The following is a 14,299-nucleotide window of genomic DNA, read 5'->3' as shown; positions in this document are numbered from 1 at the left end:
GTAGTAATTGGTGTAGTAACTTGGTGCATTTTCAACCTGATTTTCTCTGCTTTTCCGGCATGACAGTTCCCTTGAAATCTATAATTTTTGCCATCTGCTCTGCTGCCCGGTCATAGCTGGCGTGGGTGTAGACATTCAGCGTTACTCCAACGTCAGAGTGTCCCATCACATACTGCAAGGTCTTTATATCCATACCAGCGTTTGCCATATTGGTACAGAAAGTATGGCGGAACACATGGGGTGTGATATGCGGCAGCGGCTTGTCCGGGTACAGCTTCTTATACTTTTTCATCGCCCAGCGCATTTCATTTTCGATATGCAACGCCACCTTGGGTTTGTCGTCCTTATCCAACAGCAGAAATCCGCTGTATCCGTCTACAATGATTTCCGTCTTTATCTTCCTGCGGCGTTCAAGAATATTCTTCAGACTTTGATAGACTTCCTCTGTCATGGGAATAAAGCGGCAGCCGCACTCCGTCTTGGTTTTCTCGACATAATACTTTCCGCCCCGTTCCCGGACAAGTTGGTGGTCTACCCGGATTCGCCGGTTTTCAAAATCCAAATCACTTTTTGTAAGGCCGCAAAATTCACTGACACGCATACCCGTTCCCAGCAGCACGACAAATTCATCATAATACTTGGTGTAGGTTTTGTCCTCCCGGATAAAGCCCATCCAAATCTCCTGCTGTTCCTCCGTCATGGCAATCCGCTTCTGTGAGTCATTGGGAACCACGTCCACTAATTTGAAGTCAAAAGGATTGCGGCGGATAATATCCTCGTTGTATGCCATCTGAAAAGCGGGTTTCACAACGCCCCTGACACTGGTGATGGTGCTGTACCCTTTCCCGTCGCTATGGAGCTTCATAATCCACTGTTGCGCGTCTGATACCTTAATATCCCTTATCTTCCGGTAGCCAAAATCTTCTTTTTTAATCAGGTTCAGAACAAAATTGTACCCGATTTTGGTATTGTAGCGCACACCCTGTTTCAAGCTGATATAGCGTTCCACAAGGGCAATCACGGTTGCTTTTCCAGCGGCATAGTCAATCCCTTCGTCAAGCTGCTTCTGGATTTCTTTTTCCTTTTCCCGCAATTCCTTCAAATCAGAGGAATAGATGGTCTGCCGTTTGCCTTGAACGTCTGTATAGCGGTACTGATAAATCAGGTCTTTTCTCTGGCTCTCTCCTGTCCGCAGGATTCTTCCTTTATGGTCTTTGCGTTTCTCGGACATTGTCAAACTCCTTTCCGTGATGGAAAGAGCCTTGATATGACATAACTATTGTATCATATCAAGTTCTGCTTTCACATCACAAATTTCAAATGGAATACTCCTGCTCAATGAATTTATCAAATAGACGGCGTTTTATCAGGCGCTTGCTCCCCACCCACAAAACAAATTGGCAATTCTGTTCACTGGTAAGGTCGCGCAGCTTGTTGATACCAATTCCTGAATACGCAGCCGCTTCTTCTAAGGTCAAATTACTCTTTTCCCAAATCGGGACTTCCTTCATAGGCAAGCTGGATATGCCGCCCCGCTGTGCTGCGCGTCCGGCCGATATGTGCGCCGATCACTCGCTGCGGCTGGCGCAGGAAGTAGTAGCGCAAAATCACTTCCTGTGTCTGCTTTGGCTGGGCGGAGAGCGCGGCGGCAAGAGCGGCGTTACAGAGCAGGACGGTCTGGCCGCAGACGGTAAAGGGGTATTCCTCGTCCGGCTCCGGCCCGGCAAACTGGACAAACTTCTCGTCCATCAGATAGTCAAGGGAAATTTGCCGCTCCCATTTCCGGCGAAGCTGCAAAATCTTATCGCGGGCAGCATAGCGGATTACTGCCTTACAAAAGGCGTTGTGCTTGCGCTGGATGTACTCCTGATAGGCTTCAAAGTCGGTCATGGAAATTCCCCCTCTCTGAATAATAGTACGGGGCGGCAGCACTCCTTGCTGTCGCCCCTTGATTGCCTATCTGCAAAGGCGGGCGGGGCTGTCAACGGCGGCGCGTATGCGCCGTTCATCTTGACCGTTGACTGGCTCGGCTGGCTTTGCTATTACCTTGCGGTAAACGTAAATGGATATGATCGCAGTAATCACTTCCGTGATCCAAAACGTATTCCAGACGCCAACCGCTCCGAGAAACCTGCTGAGTAAAAACGCAGCCGGGATGATTACCACTACATACCGGCAAAGAGAAATCAGTAAGGAGGGCGTGCCTTTCCCCAGCCCCTCCAATGCGCCGGAAGAAGTAACAGAAACCGCCGAGACGATAAATCCGGCCCCGATGATGCGCAAGGCAGTTTCCCCGGCCTGGATCGTCGCTTCCGTGTGGGTAAACAGCCCTATCAGCTGGCCGGGGATCAGCAGACATATCGCGGTTCCAAGCACCATAATGATACCGCTCATGCACAAAACAATCTGATAAATCTGGCTGACTCGTTTGTGCTCCCCTGCACCGTAGTTATAGCCGATCAGGGGGCGCATCCCCTGCACAATGCCATTCGCCGGAAGATAGATGAAGGTCTGCAATTTGTAATAGATCCCCAAAACCAGAATATACACTTCGGAATAGGCAGCTAAAATCGCATTGAGCGCCGAAATCAAAAGAGACGGAAGTGCAAGATTCAGGGTTGCGGGAATGCCGATAGAATACAGCTTGATGACCATCTTTTTGCTGGGCAAAATGTACTGCCTGCGGATATGCACGCGAATTGGCCGCAAAAGATAGACTACAAGGTAAATCGCCAGTGTCAGAGCCTGTCCGATGCCGGTTGCCAGCGCAGCGCCTTCAATTCCCATTTCCGGGAATGGGCCATAGCCAAAAATCAGAACGGGGTCTAAGACGATGTTTGTGATGCACCCGCACATCAGGCTGATCATGGTTGTCTTCATGTTTCCTACTGCCTGGAACAGTTTCTCAAACGCCATGCTGACGGTAACAATGAGCGTAAAGGCGAACGCAACGATAGAATAGCGGACGCCAAGTTCAATGACCGCTTCGGATGAAGTGAACATCCGCAGGAAAACCGGTATGATGGCGATACAGCAGACTGTCATAACAACGCCATGAATCACGGCAAGCACAAGTCCCTGCGTGGCGGCCTGATCCGTTTTTTCATGATCCCCCGCGCCCAGATAGAAGGCGATCACTGCATTGATCCCAACGCCAAATCCAATTCCGGCAGCATTGATAAAATTTTGAACCGGGTAAACCAACGATAATGCCGTCATAGCCTCCTCGCTGATCTGCGCGACGAAAAAACTGTCCACAATGTTGTAGAGGGAATTGACCAGCATGGATAACACCATAGGCAGGGACATGGATAAAATCAGCGGTAATACCGGCTTTTCTTTCATGAAAGTATCGTTCATAATTCCTCCTTCGCAGAATACGTTATGATTTTTTACGGTGATACCAGGCCATCATTATGAGAGCAACAAGCAAGGTGCCAGTTTCCGCGACAGGGAATGCAAGCCAGATTCCGTTCAGATGGAACAATTTGTCCAGACACCATAAGGATGGAACAAGGAAAAGCAGTTGCCTGCATAATTGAATTGCCATGCTGGAACCTACTTTTTCTGTGGCCTGAAAATAGGTGGAAATCATAGTAGAAAGACCGCAAAACAGATAGCTTGTCGCCATAATCCGCATAGCGGATATTCCAAAGGAGCGCATGGCTTCCGATGCCGTAAACAATCCCAAAATCTGCGCCGGAAAAAGGATGACAGCCAACGTCCCCAGTATCATCATGCCGGTGACCAAAGCAGTTCCGTATCGGAAAGCGGAATGCAGCCGTTCGCTGCTCCCTGCGCCGTAGTTAAACCGCATGACTGGCAAACAACCCTGGATTAAGCCATTTACCGTCATAACAATCAACTGCTGCACCTTAAAATATGCACCGAAGAATGCAATCGCCGTATCAGAATACGCCACCAGAAACAGATTGACGAACGTCACCATAAACGAACTGAGGGCGTTCATAATAAAAGATGGCAGGCCAAAGGCAAAAATACGGCGGATCATCTGTTTCTGCAAGTGAAAGCCTTTGATTTTTATCTGCACTTTTTGCTTTTTGTCCAGCAGCAAAGCAAATGCCAAAATCATGGATAATGAATAGCCCGCAACAGTAGCCACTGCAGCGCCGCGGATGCCCATAGCCGGAAAAACACCAATACCAAAAATCAAGATGGGATCGAATACAAAATTAACGATCACTCCCGCAATCTGAAAACACATGGGAGCAACCATATTCCCGGTGGCCTGTATCATCTTCTGGATGGCGATATACACCATATTGGGAATTTGCATGAACGAACACACGCTCATATAGGCAATGCTCAACTGATAAATTTCTTTATTACTGGTAAACGCCCGAAAATAGGGTTTCATAATCAGTAATGCCAGAAGATTGAGCAAAGCACCAATTCCAAAGGCCAGTAACAATCCATGTGTGACGGTTGTATTTGCCTCATCCTGCTTTTTCTGTCCAAGATACCCTGCAATCAGTACATTCACACCGACGCCGATCCAGATAGACGCCGCATTCATAAGTGTTGTAATGGGAAACGACAGAGAAACAGCCGTTAGTGCATTCTCACTCAACTGCGCCACAAACGCGCTGTCTATCAGATTATAGGAATATTGTAGGAACATGGAAATCAGCGGCGGTATCGACATTTGCCAAATGAGCTTTCCAACAGGGGCGACCGCCATTTTATTATTAGTCTGCATACTTTCCCTCCTCTCCACAAAGTATCCGGCACAAAAAAATTGTGCCGGACAGCAGGACATTAAATCCGAACAATATAGTTTTGTTTGCGTGCTGCGGGCTGACCGGCTTCCTGGGCCGGATAACCCAATGCAATCGCTCCGACGCCGCGCAAGGTTTCCGGCAGCTTCCACTCCCGCAGGAGAGCCTTGCCTTTTTCACTGTCAAAAATCTCACGTTCCCGATGTACCCATACAGTTCCCAGCCCAAGAGCATGGGCGGCGAGCATCATATTTTCAAGGACGCAGCTTCCATCCTCTACAAAGGTGTTTGCGGAGCCATCTGCCAGAACCAAAATCACGACAGGCGCGCCATAATAAGGGTCTGTATTGTTCCCCATCACTTCTGCGTTTAACCTGGCGATTTCCTGCCGGTATTTGGGGTCTGTGATTGCAATGATGGTAGGGGATTGACGTCCTCCGCCGGTAGGTGCATAAGTCCCGGCTTCCAGTACAGCGTCCAACGCCTCGGAAGGGACAGGTTGCGGTTTGTAAGCCCGTACACTACGGCGCGTCTTGATCAGAGATAAGAAGTTGTTTTCCATAAAAAATCATCCTCCATTCTGTCAACATTTCCGAGATGCAGGCAACAAAAAAGCCACACAACTATCATAAGACAGTTGTGTGGCAAAAAGATGACCGAATCCGGAAAAGTCCACTCAAATTTTACGTCCATTATTATAGCGAGCTTTCGGGAGACTGTCAAGTATCAATCTTTACGGAATTGTGGCGGCTGTCTGTTGCTTTTTGTGTTACTTTATGGCACATGAGCATTTGCTCAAGGAACATATTTACCTACATGTAGCAAGCGGCGATACTCCTATTCTGGAATATCGCCGCTTGCGTTCTTATATATCGAAACTTGTCACATCAAGGTTCTTTCAAAAATGGTGTAGTAGTGGTGTAGTAAGCGCCCTTCTGCTCCAAAGAACCACTGATTTTACAGGCTTTTTCAGGACTTTTCGAGATATTGCCGTGGCAGACGAAAAGCACTCGTATCATATTTTAAAGTCCTCCTGATTTGCGTTAGTTTGCCCTGTTTTGCCACAATTTGCCGAGTATGTAATTGCCTCTGAGATTGTTAAAACAATCACAGAATAAGCAAAACGCAGCAAATCGAGGCAAGTTGAGGCCGTCAAAAGTAGTAAAAACGTAGTAAGAATGGGGGTGTGTTACTACTGCTGTTATTAGCAAACAGATCTATAGCATGTAACCTCAATCTCTTTTTTAGCTTTAGTTAAACAGATGATTTTTCTGTTCTTGAAAAAAATTCTATTTTTAATTTTTCTTTTAAATATGACTTTAAAACAAAAATTTCTATTTTTCTTCCACCTCTAGGATAGTCTAAATAATATCTAGTATAATCACCTTCATTTTCTGGAGGAATAATTTTTAATATTCTTCGTTGCTTAGCAATGTCAGTAACTTCTTCGTTATTTTTTATTTCAGAAAGATTAATATCCCAGCACACAATACTGTAGAGGTTATCAAAAGTATGATTAAAATCTTTTGTTAAATAATTTTTAAATTCAACATAATAAAGCTTCGATGTTTTTATCGGTGATTTGTCGTTTCCTTTTACAATAACATCAATTCCAGAATGAGTATCATAGTCAAGTGGAACAAATGGGAAAATATCCGGATTATATGTACTTAATTGCATAAAAATAGTAAAAACACCACTTTCAAGATTGGGTTCCACTAATCTTATACCATTATAATCAGCAATCCTTGTTCTATTAATCCTATGAAAAGATTTTTTCATAGCAATAATCTCACCATTCTTATTCTTATATTTCAAAAAATGATACTTCTTGGCGATTTTAATTGCTCCTTCAATCGCTTCTGCTCCGGAATTTGTAAAAAAACTTGTTCCATATTAGCAGCTTGATTGAACTGCTTAGCAGCTTCAATTGCTGGAACATTATAAAAGAGGTTAGAGGTATGTAGTAGTTTTTCAATCTGCCCCTGCAACATACGTGTATAATTCGGATCATGATAGCCCAATCCACATACACCAATTCCTGAACCAAAATCTAAATACCGTTTTCCGTCTATATCATAAAGATACATCCCTTCTCCATGATCCAATATGATTGGATAACGATTATAGGCAGAAATAAACTGTTGATTTGCTTCCTGAATATAACGATTCATTTCAAATATTTTCCTCCTCGATTTCGATCTTAAATACATTGATTACTTCCACATCCGGACAGCAAAAGGCAATAGAACCTTCCTGTTGACTTGGTAGCTTTCCTCCATATCGAAGAATGTCAATATAGGGAAAAGCTACATGCATGGCCATTGGGCAAAGTTTCCCTCTCTCTGTATCAAAATCAAATGTATCACCAATTCGATGCCCCCGATGGCATCCCATGTGTCCTTTCTGATCTATTAAGGTAATTTTTATTTTAGGCTTCTTCATAATTGTATATCCTCCAAAAATTGTTCTATTGGAATTCCCTTATATTTGTCTGTATTATTTATATTTGAACGAATAATTTTTTCAAGTTGATGCATTGCAGTTTGAACGCTTTCTGATAGTTTACCTGATCTCAGATAGTGACCAACTACAATTGCCATGAAGACATCGCCGGTTCCCGGAAATCGAACTGGGATTTCTTCATAAGGGATCAGCGTCATCTCACTGTGAAGGGAGTTTTTCACCACGGTGAACATCTTCCCATCAATATTTGCACTTGTAATGACAACCGCTTTTGCACCTAATTCATGCAACCGATCTGCAATATCCTTCATTTCAAATTTTGTACAGGATGTTTTTATAACATGACCGGATAAAAAGCATGCCTCAGTAATATTGGGAATAATCACATCTGCAACAGAACACAACTTTTTCATGTAAGTAACTGATTCATTCGTTACTCCGTTATAGCGTTTCCCATCATCCCCCATGATTGGGTCAATGAACACAAGCGTACCTTTTTTTCTTTGTTCTTTACAATATTCATATACAAGTGAGGCTTGTCTTTCAGATACAATAAAACCTGTACAGATGGCATCAAAAGAAAATTGAAGTTCATTCCATACACGGAGCGTATTCTGCATATATTCCGTAGTATCTAAAATATCAAAATTTCCGTAATCTAATGTGTTTGAAATCAACACTGTAGGTAGATTAAAAGTTTCATATTTCATATGAGAAAAAACTGGAATCATTACCGACAAGGTCACTTTGCCATAACCAGCCATATCATTAATCAGTAAAATACGTGGCTGATTTTTTAATCTATCTTCCATCATTGATCCTTCCATTCAGTAAAATAAGAAATTCTGCAAATTGTTTTCCCAGATTCTGTTCGGAAAATCTTGTCAAAAGCAGTCTGAATAGAGTCTTTCCTTAATTCATCTTCGTAAAAATTCACTAGAAAATCAGCTTCTACAAGTATCTGATAATCTATACCATCAATATTGGTATAGGTATGATGATGGCCGACTAAATAACAAATTCTCTCTATATCCGCTTCATCAAATTTCAATTCTTTGAGCATCTTGCGGGCATAAGACGGCCCCTCCTGCTCCTGAAGTTTTCCATTACAAGCACCATATTTTTCTTCTGCTGGTCGGATTCCAATATCATGAACCAATGCAGCACATTCAGTCAAAAATTGTGTGTGTGCATCCAACTTTTCCATATGCCCTATCAACTGTGCAAAGCGATGCACTTTCACAAGGTGCTGTATACGCCTCGAATCACTCTGATTAAACTTCATAATTTCTAATTCAAGCAAGTCAATTTGTTCTGTATATTTCATGAAAATCCCTCCCGTTCTTTTATACCCTCAACGCAAAGATCAAACAATTTCTTCCCGGAAGATGTCTGAAAGAAATCTTTAATACATCTGATTTTCCCACTGCTCTGACAGTTTTCATAACAGTTAATAATTAAGTCTGCTTCCATCAAAATCTGTAACGTTCTATCTTTAGGCGCATCGTAATCATGGTGCTTCACTACTAATTCAAGAATTCTTGGAATATAAGATGGTAAGTAATTGGCTTCCTGCAGAAAACTATTCACAAGATGAGGTGCTTCCTTCTTCTGCTTTTCCTGGCCGGCATCTCCATCATAATTGTCTTTACAATACTTAATAGCAATGTCATGCAAAATGGCTGCCGCTTTCAAAATTTGCTGTTCTTCTGTTGAGATTCTTTCCTGTTCACCAAGCAATTTTGCCAATGCATAGACTTTCAGAATATGTTGTGTACGCCTGCAATGGCCCCTTTCATAGCATAGCGCACTGTATAAAAGATATGCTTCATTGTTAATCACTTTTGTAAGCGTCCTTTCCTGAAAAGTTTTTCATTGTTCACCGTATAAAAATAAAAGAAATCGCATGTATTTTATGTTGCAGTTGCAACATAAAACAAAAAATAGTATACTACCGCTTAAGAGAAAGGAGAATTTGCATGCAACTTGATTTTCATCAATTGACCTTATTCCCGTTGTTTACTGGCATTTATGAAGAAGACCTCCCTGCCATGTTGACATGTTTAGGAAGTTTTCAAAAAAGGTATAAAAAAGAAGAAATTATTCTTTTAGAAAGCAATGAAGTTCGAAGCGTTGGTATCATTCTGTCAGGTACAGTCCATATGATCAAAAATGATTCCGAAGGCTATCAGACGCTCCTTGTCACTATGAAAGAAGGAGAGCTTTTTGGGGAGTCTTTTTCTTGTGGAAGTCATTTAGACGCTCGCGTCAGCTTTTTGGCTGCAACATCTTGTATCATTCTTTTTTTGCCCTTTTATAAAGTGATTCATTCCTGCAAATTGACTTGTACCTTTCACCATAGGTTGATTGAAAATATGGTTCGGCTGATTGGTGATAAGAATGTCCAATTAATGGATAAAATCGAAGTAATTTCCAAAAAAACACTTCGCGAAAAGATTATGGCATATCTGCACCAGCAGTCAATGGAACAAAACAGCAAACACTTTACAATCCCATTAGGACGATTAGAATTAGCAGAATATCTTTGTGCCGATCGGAGTGCTCTAACAAGGGAGCTGTCTTATATGCAAAAAGACGGTTTGATTTGCTATGAAAAGAATACCTTTAAGCTTTTATTGTGATACTTTTTAGAAACTAACTGTAACTCGAAAGCGAAACACAAAACAACTAAATTTTTAATGACAGAGCGATGGATATGTTGCGTACGCAACATATCTATCGCTCCATCTATATTAAAATAGCTAACGTAAATTCTAATTGAACAAAATCGCTACGCGATGGCCTGTGCAAGCTGTCGCATAGCGTTTTTTGTTTTCTATACCAAAAACAGTGGAAAGTAAGTCCTGATAGTAGTATTGTTAAGTTACCACACCAAACAATCAAACAGGAGCCTCCCCACTGCCTATGAAAAGAATACCATTCCTCCGCCTGGTTGGCAAGCGGTTTTATGACACAAATGCACCTCCATATAAAGCAGCGTACCTGATTTACTACTGATTTTATATGGAGGATTCATTATGTATAAAAAATATATAGAACAGCTTGAAGAAGCCGGAAAAATCCGCAACCTCAAAGATCGTTCCATTCACTGTTATAAAAACTACGTTTCCTATTTCCTGAATTATACCAGCAAATGCCCGAAAGAACTTACCTGCCAGGACGTCAGGGATTTCCTGCTTGCCAAAAAAGACAGCGGACTCAAATCGACAACTCTGAATCTTTACAATTCTGCACTCCACTTTTTTTACCGGAATGTCCTGCACATCCTATGGGATGATACTATTGTCCCGCGTATGATTATAGAGCAGAAACTCCCTGCTGTACTTACATCTGATGAGATTGACCGTCTGCTGGAAGCTGTTGATGACATTAAATACAGAGCAATGTTTGCAACCATGTACGCTTCCGGAATGCGGGTTTCCGAAGTGATCCATCTGCATTATAATGACATTTCCCGTACAAATATGCAGATCCATGTGAGGGATACGAAGAACCGGATGGACCGTTATACGATCCTTTCCCAACGGTGTCTGGATCTCCTCACAGAATACTGGTTTGCAAAGGGCAGGCCACGCGGCATCCTGTTCCCGAATCAGTTTACCGGCAGCTATCTGTCTGTGGGTACCCTGGAAAAGGTGATGCGCCGGGCTGTATGCAGCGTCTGCAACGCTCCGCGATCTGACGGCAGATCCGAAACATCTTGGTGCAAAGGCTGGATACATTTTCATTCTCCATACATGGGGATCTGAGATGAACTTTCATCCTCATATCCATGCCATTCTGCTTGGTGGCGGCCTGACTTCTGACAATCAGTGGAAAGACAACGGAGAAAGCTTCTTCCTTCCTGTCCAGATCATTTCCAAAGTATTTCGTGGAAAATATCTGGAAGAACTAAAAAAGCTATGGGAAGCGAGCAAGCTGGTTTTTCATGGTACTGCCGAAAAATTCCGTAACCATTATGCCTTCAGGGAACTGCTGGATGCCTGTTATGGTACAGAATGGGTTCCTTATTGTAAAAAGACATTTCATGGCGCCCAATCCGTAATCAAATATCTCGGGAAATATACCCACCGCATTGCGGTCAGCAACCATCGGATCATCCGCGTGGATGAAGAAACCGTAACTTTTTCCGTGAAGGATTACCGGAATGAAGGGAAGTGGAAAGATCTGACTCTGTCAGGAGTTGAGTTTATCCGGCGTTTTTTGATGCATGTTCCTCCAAAGGGATTTGTCCGGATCCGGCATTATGGACTGCTCTGCTCCCGCAGCAAAAATAAAAAGCTTACTTTGTGCCGAAATCTCCTCGGATGCAAGAAATATCTTTCCAGACTAAAGAATAAAGAGATGCCAGAGGTATTGGAGCTGCTTTATGGCATAAATATCTGCGTATGTAAAGTCTGCGGTGGACGCATGGGGAAACCACAGCTTAAAATTCCTCAAAGGTGTTAAGTATATCATTCTTTCATATTTTTTCAGCCTCAACGTTTGAGGTTTTGTTGTTGTGCCCATTAATCAGAAAATGGCTAATTACTGTAGATTCAGAAAAGGAATCTTTTCTAGCGCCCTGGTATAATCAGCGTCAGAAGCAAAAGATTAAAAATCCATAGAGACTGGTTGCCCGGCCGCTTACTTTGTTCAATTAGGTCAAATCGAAAATGGTGCAAACGAAGGGGCAGTTTACTGTAAAGTTTATAAACTGCTTTTTCGTTTACACCATCATCGATTCTAACCTAACGAATTGAACAAAATCGCTACGCGATGGCCTGTGCAAGCTGTCGCATAGCGTTTTTTGTTTTCTATACCAAAAACAGTGGAAAGTAAGTCCTGATAGTAGTATTGTTAAGTTACCACACCAAACAATCAAACAGGAGCCTCCCCACTGCCTATGAAAAGAATACCATTCCTCCGCCTGGTTGGCAAGCGGTTTTATGACACAAATGCACCTCCATATAAAGCAGCGTACCTGATTTACTACTGATTTTATATGGAGGATTCATTATGTATAAAAAATATATAGAACAGCTTGAAGAAGCCGGAAAAATCCGCAACCTCAAAGATCGTTCCATTCACTGTTATAAAAACTACGTTTCCTATTTCCTGAATTATACCAGCAAATGCCCGAAAGAACTTACCTGCCAGGACGTCAGGGATTTCCTGCTTGCCAAAAAAGACAGCGGACTCAAATCGACAACTCTGAATCTTTACAATTCTGCACTCCACTTTTTTTACCGGAATGTCCTGCACATCCTATGGGATGATACTATTGTCCCGCGTATGATTATAGAGCAGAAACTCCCTGCTGTACTTACATCTGATGAGATTGACCGTCTGCTGGAAGCTGTTGATGACATTAAATACAGAGCAATGTTTGCAACCATGTACGCTTCCGGAATGCGGGTTTCCGAAGTGATCCATCTGCATTATAATGACATTTCCCGTACAAATATGCAGATCCATGTGAGGGATACGAAGAACCGGATGGACCGTTATACGATCCTTTCCCAACGGTGTCTGGATCTCCTCACAGAATACTGGTTTGCAAAGGGCAGGCCACGCGGCATCCTGTTCCCGAATCAGTTTACCGGCAGCTATCTGTCTGTGGGTACCCTGGAAAAGGTGATGCGCCGGGCTGTATGCAGCGTCTGCAACGCTCCGCGATCTGACGGCAGATCCGAAACATCTTGGTGCAAAGGCTGGATACATTTTCATTCTCCATACATGGGGATCTGAGATGAACTTTCATCCTCATATCCATGCCATTCTGCTTGGTGGCGGCCTGACTTCTGACAATCAGTGGAAAGACAACGGAGAAAGCTTCTTCCTTCCTGTCCAGATCATTTCCAAAGTATTTCGTGGAAAATATCTGGAAGAACTAAAAAAGCTATGGGAAGCGAGCAAGCTGGTTTTTCATGGTACTGCCGAAAAATTCCGTAACCATTATGCCTTCAGGGAACTGCTGGATGCCTGTTATGGTACAGAATGGGTTCCTTATTGTAAAAAGACATTTCATGGCGCCCAATCCGTAATCAAATATCTCGGGAAATATACCCACCGCATTGCGGTCAGCAACCATCGGATCATCCGCGTGGATGAAGAAACTGTAACTTTTTCCGTGAAGGATTACCGGAATGAAGGGAAGTGGAAAGATCTGACTCTGTCAGGAGTTGAGTTTATCCGGCGTTTTTTGATGCATGTTCCTCCAAAGGGATTTGTCCGGATCCGGCATTATGGACTGCTCTGCTCCCGCAGCAAAGGTAAAAAGCTTACTTTGTGCCGAAATCTCCTCGGATGCAAGAAATATCTTTCCAGACTAAAGAATAAAGAGATGCCAGAGGTATTGGAGCTGCTTTATGGCATAAATATCTGCGTATGTAAAGTCTGCGGTGGACGCATGGGGAAACCACAGCTTAAAATTCCTCAAAGGTGTTAAGTATATCATTCTTTCATATTTTTTCAGCCTCAACGTTTGAGGTTTTGTTGTTGTGCCCATTAATCAGAAAATGGCTAATTAAAGCCGTGCCGCTTACGATTTTTTCTTTTACTGCTGAAACAGTATCTTTGATTGAGTGCGCAGTTGTATCTATAACATTTAATTCATAGATTCCTAAATTAGAAAATTGTTTCCACATTGTTTCAACTAATTCAACATTTGTTTCTCTATCTAACTTTGAGCGTTCGATAGCTCGCTTCATAGTTTCTTCTTTACTTGCCCTTAAAACGATATAGTGTACTTCATAATGCTCTTGAACAATGTTGAGCTACGGCTCTAAAAACCACGGTCCTACAATGCCATCTACAATTACATCATATCCACCACGAACATATCGCTTCGCAGCTTCTAAAAATGCTTCAATGACAACCAAATTTTGCTCATTTGATTCTGGCAAATGTGGTGGTATTGCCCCTTTACTCAAATAATGGTAAAAGTCATCTGTGTGCATATGCACAGACTTTTCTAAATCTGATTCTTTTGCAACAGCAGATGCCGTTGTAGTTTTCCCTGTTCCCGGCGAACCTGTGATTACAATAATTCTACCTTGATTCATCTATGTTTTACCTTCCCAACTTCTAAT

General features: G+C 42.7%; 18 protein-coding genes and 2 pseudogenes. 5 read left to right on the top strand and 15 right to left on the bottom strand.

Features of this window, described 5'->3' with window-relative positions; all coding sequences use genetic code 11:
- Positions 1 to 31: 31 nt before the first annotated feature.
- From FNY66_RS03050 to FNY66_RS03000, 13 genes are all read right to left on the bottom strand, one after another.
- Positions 32 to 1,231 (bottom strand): tyrosine-type recombinase/integrase, encoded by a 1,200-nt coding sequence (locus FNY66_RS03050; protein ID WP_150310248.1) that lies wholly within the window; start codon positions 1,229 to 1,231, stop codon positions 32 to 34.
- An 85-nt stretch (positions 1,232 to 1,316) separates the two neighbouring features.
- Complete coding sequence (locus tag FNY66_RS03045) at positions 1,317 to 1,478, bottom strand: excisionase (protein WP_330581263.1); 162 nt, start codon at positions 1,476 to 1,478, stop codon at positions 1,317 to 1,319.
- 1 nt (position 1,479) lies between these two features.
- Positions 1,480 to 1,890: a sigma-70 family RNA polymerase sigma factor gene (locus tag FNY66_RS03040; protein WP_150310247.1), complete on the bottom strand. Its 411-nt coding sequence runs from the start codon at positions 1,888 to 1,890 to the stop codon at positions 1,480 to 1,482.
- Between the two features lie 66 nt (positions 1,891 to 1,956).
- The gene (locus tag FNY66_RS03035) at positions 1,957 to 3,360 is read right to left on the bottom strand and encodes an MATE family efflux transporter (protein WP_150310246.1); all 1,404 of its coding nucleotides are present in this window, start codon (positions 3,358 to 3,360) and stop codon (positions 1,957 to 1,959) included.
- 22 nt (positions 3,361 to 3,382) lie between these two features.
- The gene (locus tag FNY66_RS03030; RefSeq protein WP_150310245.1) at positions 3,383 to 4,720 is read right to left on the bottom strand and encodes an MATE family efflux transporter; all 1,338 of its coding nucleotides are present in this window, start codon (positions 4,718 to 4,720) and stop codon (positions 3,383 to 3,385) included.
- 59 nt (positions 4,721 to 4,779) lie between these two features.
- Positions 4,780 to 5,301, bottom strand: coding sequence for a nitroreductase (locus FNY66_RS03025; protein WP_150310244.1), 522 nt, complete (start codon positions 5,299 to 5,301; stop codon positions 4,780 to 4,782).
- A 325-nt stretch (positions 5,302 to 5,626) separates the two neighbouring features.
- On the bottom strand, positions 5,627 to 5,758 hold the full coding sequence (locus FNY66_RS15900) for a hypothetical protein (protein WP_267872920.1): 132 nt from the start codon (positions 5,756 to 5,758) through the stop codon (positions 5,627 to 5,629).
- A 235-nt stretch (positions 5,759 to 5,993) separates the two neighbouring features.
- Positions 5,994 to 6,557, bottom strand: a complete 564-nt coding sequence (locus FNY66_RS15700) for a hypothetical protein (protein ID WP_229409430.1) — start codon at positions 6,555 to 6,557, stop codon at positions 5,994 to 5,996.
- Positions 6,554 to 6,913 carry an aminotransferase class III-fold pyridoxal phosphate-dependent enzyme gene (locus FNY66_RS03020; protein WP_229409429.1) on the bottom strand — a complete coding sequence of 120 codons (360 nt, stop codon included), beginning with the start codon at positions 6,911 to 6,913 and terminating at the stop codon, positions 6,554 to 6,556. The genes FNY66_RS15700 and FNY66_RS03020 overlap by 4 nt, the downstream gene beginning before the upstream one ends.
- 1 nt (position 6,914) lies before the next feature.
- The gene (locus tag FNY66_RS03015; protein WP_150310243.1) at positions 6,915 to 7,184 is read right to left on the bottom strand and encodes a TIGR04076 family protein; all 270 of its coding nucleotides are present in this window, start codon (positions 7,182 to 7,184) and stop codon (positions 6,915 to 6,917) included.
- Complete coding sequence (locus FNY66_RS03010; RefSeq protein WP_324613882.1) at positions 7,181 to 8,020, bottom strand: pyridoxamine kinase; 840 nt, start codon at positions 8,018 to 8,020, stop codon at positions 7,181 to 7,183. Before FNY66_RS03010 ends, FNY66_RS03015 begins: the two co-directional genes overlap by 4 nt.
- Positions 8,017 to 8,532 (bottom strand): HD domain-containing protein, encoded by a 516-nt coding sequence (locus tag FNY66_RS03005; RefSeq protein WP_150310242.1) that lies wholly within the window; start codon positions 8,530 to 8,532, stop codon positions 8,017 to 8,019. Before FNY66_RS03005 ends, FNY66_RS03010 begins: the two co-directional genes overlap by 4 nt.
- Positions 8,529 to 9,047 carry an HD domain-containing protein gene (locus FNY66_RS03000; RefSeq protein WP_150310241.1) on the bottom strand — a complete coding sequence of 173 codons (519 nt, stop codon included), beginning with the start codon at positions 9,045 to 9,047 and terminating at the stop codon, positions 8,529 to 8,531. Before FNY66_RS03000 ends, FNY66_RS03005 begins: the two co-directional genes overlap by 4 nt.
- A gap of 137 nt (positions 9,048 to 9,184) precedes the next feature.
- Between FNY66_RS03000 and FNY66_RS02995 the strand changes: the two genes are divergently transcribed.
- The 5 genes and pseudogenes from FNY66_RS02995 to FNY66_RS02975 all read left to right on the top strand — a co-directional run.
- Positions 9,185 to 9,847, top strand: a complete 663-nt coding sequence (locus tag FNY66_RS02995) for a Crp/Fnr family transcriptional regulator (protein WP_150310240.1) — start codon at positions 9,185 to 9,187, stop codon at positions 9,845 to 9,847.
- A 396-nt stretch (positions 9,848 to 10,243) separates the two neighbouring features.
- Positions 10,244 to 10,975 carry a tyrosine-type recombinase/integrase gene (locus tag FNY66_RS02990; RefSeq protein ID WP_150310239.1) on the top strand — a complete coding sequence of 244 codons (732 nt, stop codon included), beginning with the start codon at positions 10,244 to 10,246 and terminating at the stop codon, positions 10,973 to 10,975.
- A pseudogene (locus tag FNY66_RS02985) lies at positions 10,878 to 11,675 on the top strand (IS91 family transposase); the annotation flags it as partial. The gene FNY66_RS02990 and the pseudogene FNY66_RS02985, both read left to right, overlap by 98 nt.
- A gap of 549 nt (positions 11,676 to 12,224) precedes the next feature.
- Positions 12,225 to 12,956 (top strand): tyrosine-type recombinase/integrase, encoded by a 732-nt coding sequence (locus tag FNY66_RS02980; protein WP_150310239.1) that lies wholly within the window; start codon positions 12,225 to 12,227, stop codon positions 12,954 to 12,956.
- Positions 12,859 to 13,656, top strand: a pseudogene (locus FNY66_RS02975) (IS91 family transposase); the annotation flags it as partial. The gene FNY66_RS02980 and the pseudogene FNY66_RS02975, both read left to right, overlap by 98 nt.
- A 13-nt stretch (positions 13,657 to 13,669) precedes the next feature.
- On the opposite strand, the gene FNY66_RS16270 reads toward FNY66_RS02975, so the two are convergent.
- Together FNY66_RS16270 and FNY66_RS16265 are read right to left on the bottom strand one after the other, a co-directional pair.
- Positions 13,670 to 13,918, bottom strand: a complete 249-nt coding sequence (locus FNY66_RS16270; protein ID WP_456299295.1) for a hypothetical protein — start codon at positions 13,916 to 13,918, stop codon at positions 13,670 to 13,672.
- Positions 13,919 to 13,984: 66 nt separating this feature from the next.
- Positions 13,985 to 14,272, bottom strand: a complete 288-nt coding sequence (locus FNY66_RS16265; RefSeq protein WP_456299294.1) for an AAA family ATPase — start codon at positions 14,270 to 14,272, stop codon at positions 13,985 to 13,987.
- Positions 14,273 to 14,299 lie beyond the last annotated feature (27 nt).

This window comes from Mediterraneibacter catenae (genome assembly GCF_008691045.1).
GTDB lineage: Bacteria > Bacillota > Clostridia > Lachnospirales > Lachnospiraceae > Mediterraneibacter > Mediterraneibacter ornithocaccae.
The sequence above is the reverse complement of the archived record's forward strand: the minus strand, read 5'-3'. Positions and strand labels throughout refer to the sequence as shown.

Excerpts from the sequence above, each read along its gene's own strand:
- FNY66_RS03050 (WP_150310248.1), bottom strand. The coding sequence starts at position 1,231 with ATGTCCGAGAAACGCAAAGACCATAAAGGAAGAATCCTGCGGACAGGA.
- FNY66_RS03040 (WP_150310247.1), bottom strand. The coding sequence starts at position 1,890 with ATGACCGACTTTGAAGCCTATCAGGAGTACATCCAGCGCAAGCACAAC.
- FNY66_RS03035 (WP_150310246.1), bottom strand. The coding sequence starts at position 3,360 with ATGAACGATACTTTCATGAAAGAAAAGCCGGTATTACCGCTGATTTTA.
- FNY66_RS03030 (WP_150310245.1), bottom strand. The coding sequence starts at position 4,720 with ATGCAGACTAATAATAAAATGGCGGTCGCCCCTGTTGGAAAGCTCATT.
- FNY66_RS03025 (WP_150310244.1), bottom strand. The coding sequence starts at position 5,301 with ATGGAAAACAACTTCTTATCTCTGATCAAGACGCGCCGTAGTGTACGG.
- FNY66_RS15900 (WP_267872920.1), bottom strand. The coding sequence starts at position 5,758 with ATGATACGAGTGCTTTTCGTCTGCCACGGCAATATCTCGAAAAGTCCT.
- FNY66_RS03020 (WP_229409429.1), bottom strand. The coding sequence starts at position 6,913 with ATGAATCGTTATATTCAGGAAGCAAATCAACAGTTTATTTCTGCCTAT.
- FNY66_RS03015 (WP_150310243.1), bottom strand. The coding sequence starts at position 7,184 with ATGAAGAAGCCTAAAATAAAAATTACCTTAATAGATCAGAAAGGACAC.
- FNY66_RS03010 (WP_324613882.1), bottom strand. The coding sequence starts at position 8,020 with ATGATGGAAGATAGATTAAAAAATCAGCCACGTATTTTACTGATTAAT.
- FNY66_RS03005 (WP_150310242.1), bottom strand. The coding sequence starts at position 8,532 with ATGAAATATACAGAACAAATTGACTTGCTTGAATTAGAAATTATGAAG.
- FNY66_RS02995 (WP_150310240.1), top strand. The coding sequence starts at position 9,185 with ATGCAACTTGATTTTCATCAATTGACCTTATTCCCGTTGTTTACTGGC.
- FNY66_RS02990 (WP_150310239.1), top strand. The coding sequence starts at position 10,244 with ATGTATAAAAAATATATAGAACAGCTTGAAGAAGCCGGAAAAATCCGC.
- FNY66_RS02980 (WP_150310239.1), top strand. The coding sequence starts at position 12,225 with ATGTATAAAAAATATATAGAACAGCTTGAAGAAGCCGGAAAAATCCGC.
- FNY66_RS16270 (WP_456299295.1), bottom strand. The coding sequence starts at position 13,918 with ATGAAGCGAGCTATCGAACGCTCAAAGTTAGATAGAGAAACAAATGTT.
- FNY66_RS16265 (WP_456299294.1), bottom strand. The coding sequence starts at position 14,272 with ATGAATCAAGGTAGAATTATTGTAATCACAGGTTCGCCGGGAACAGGG.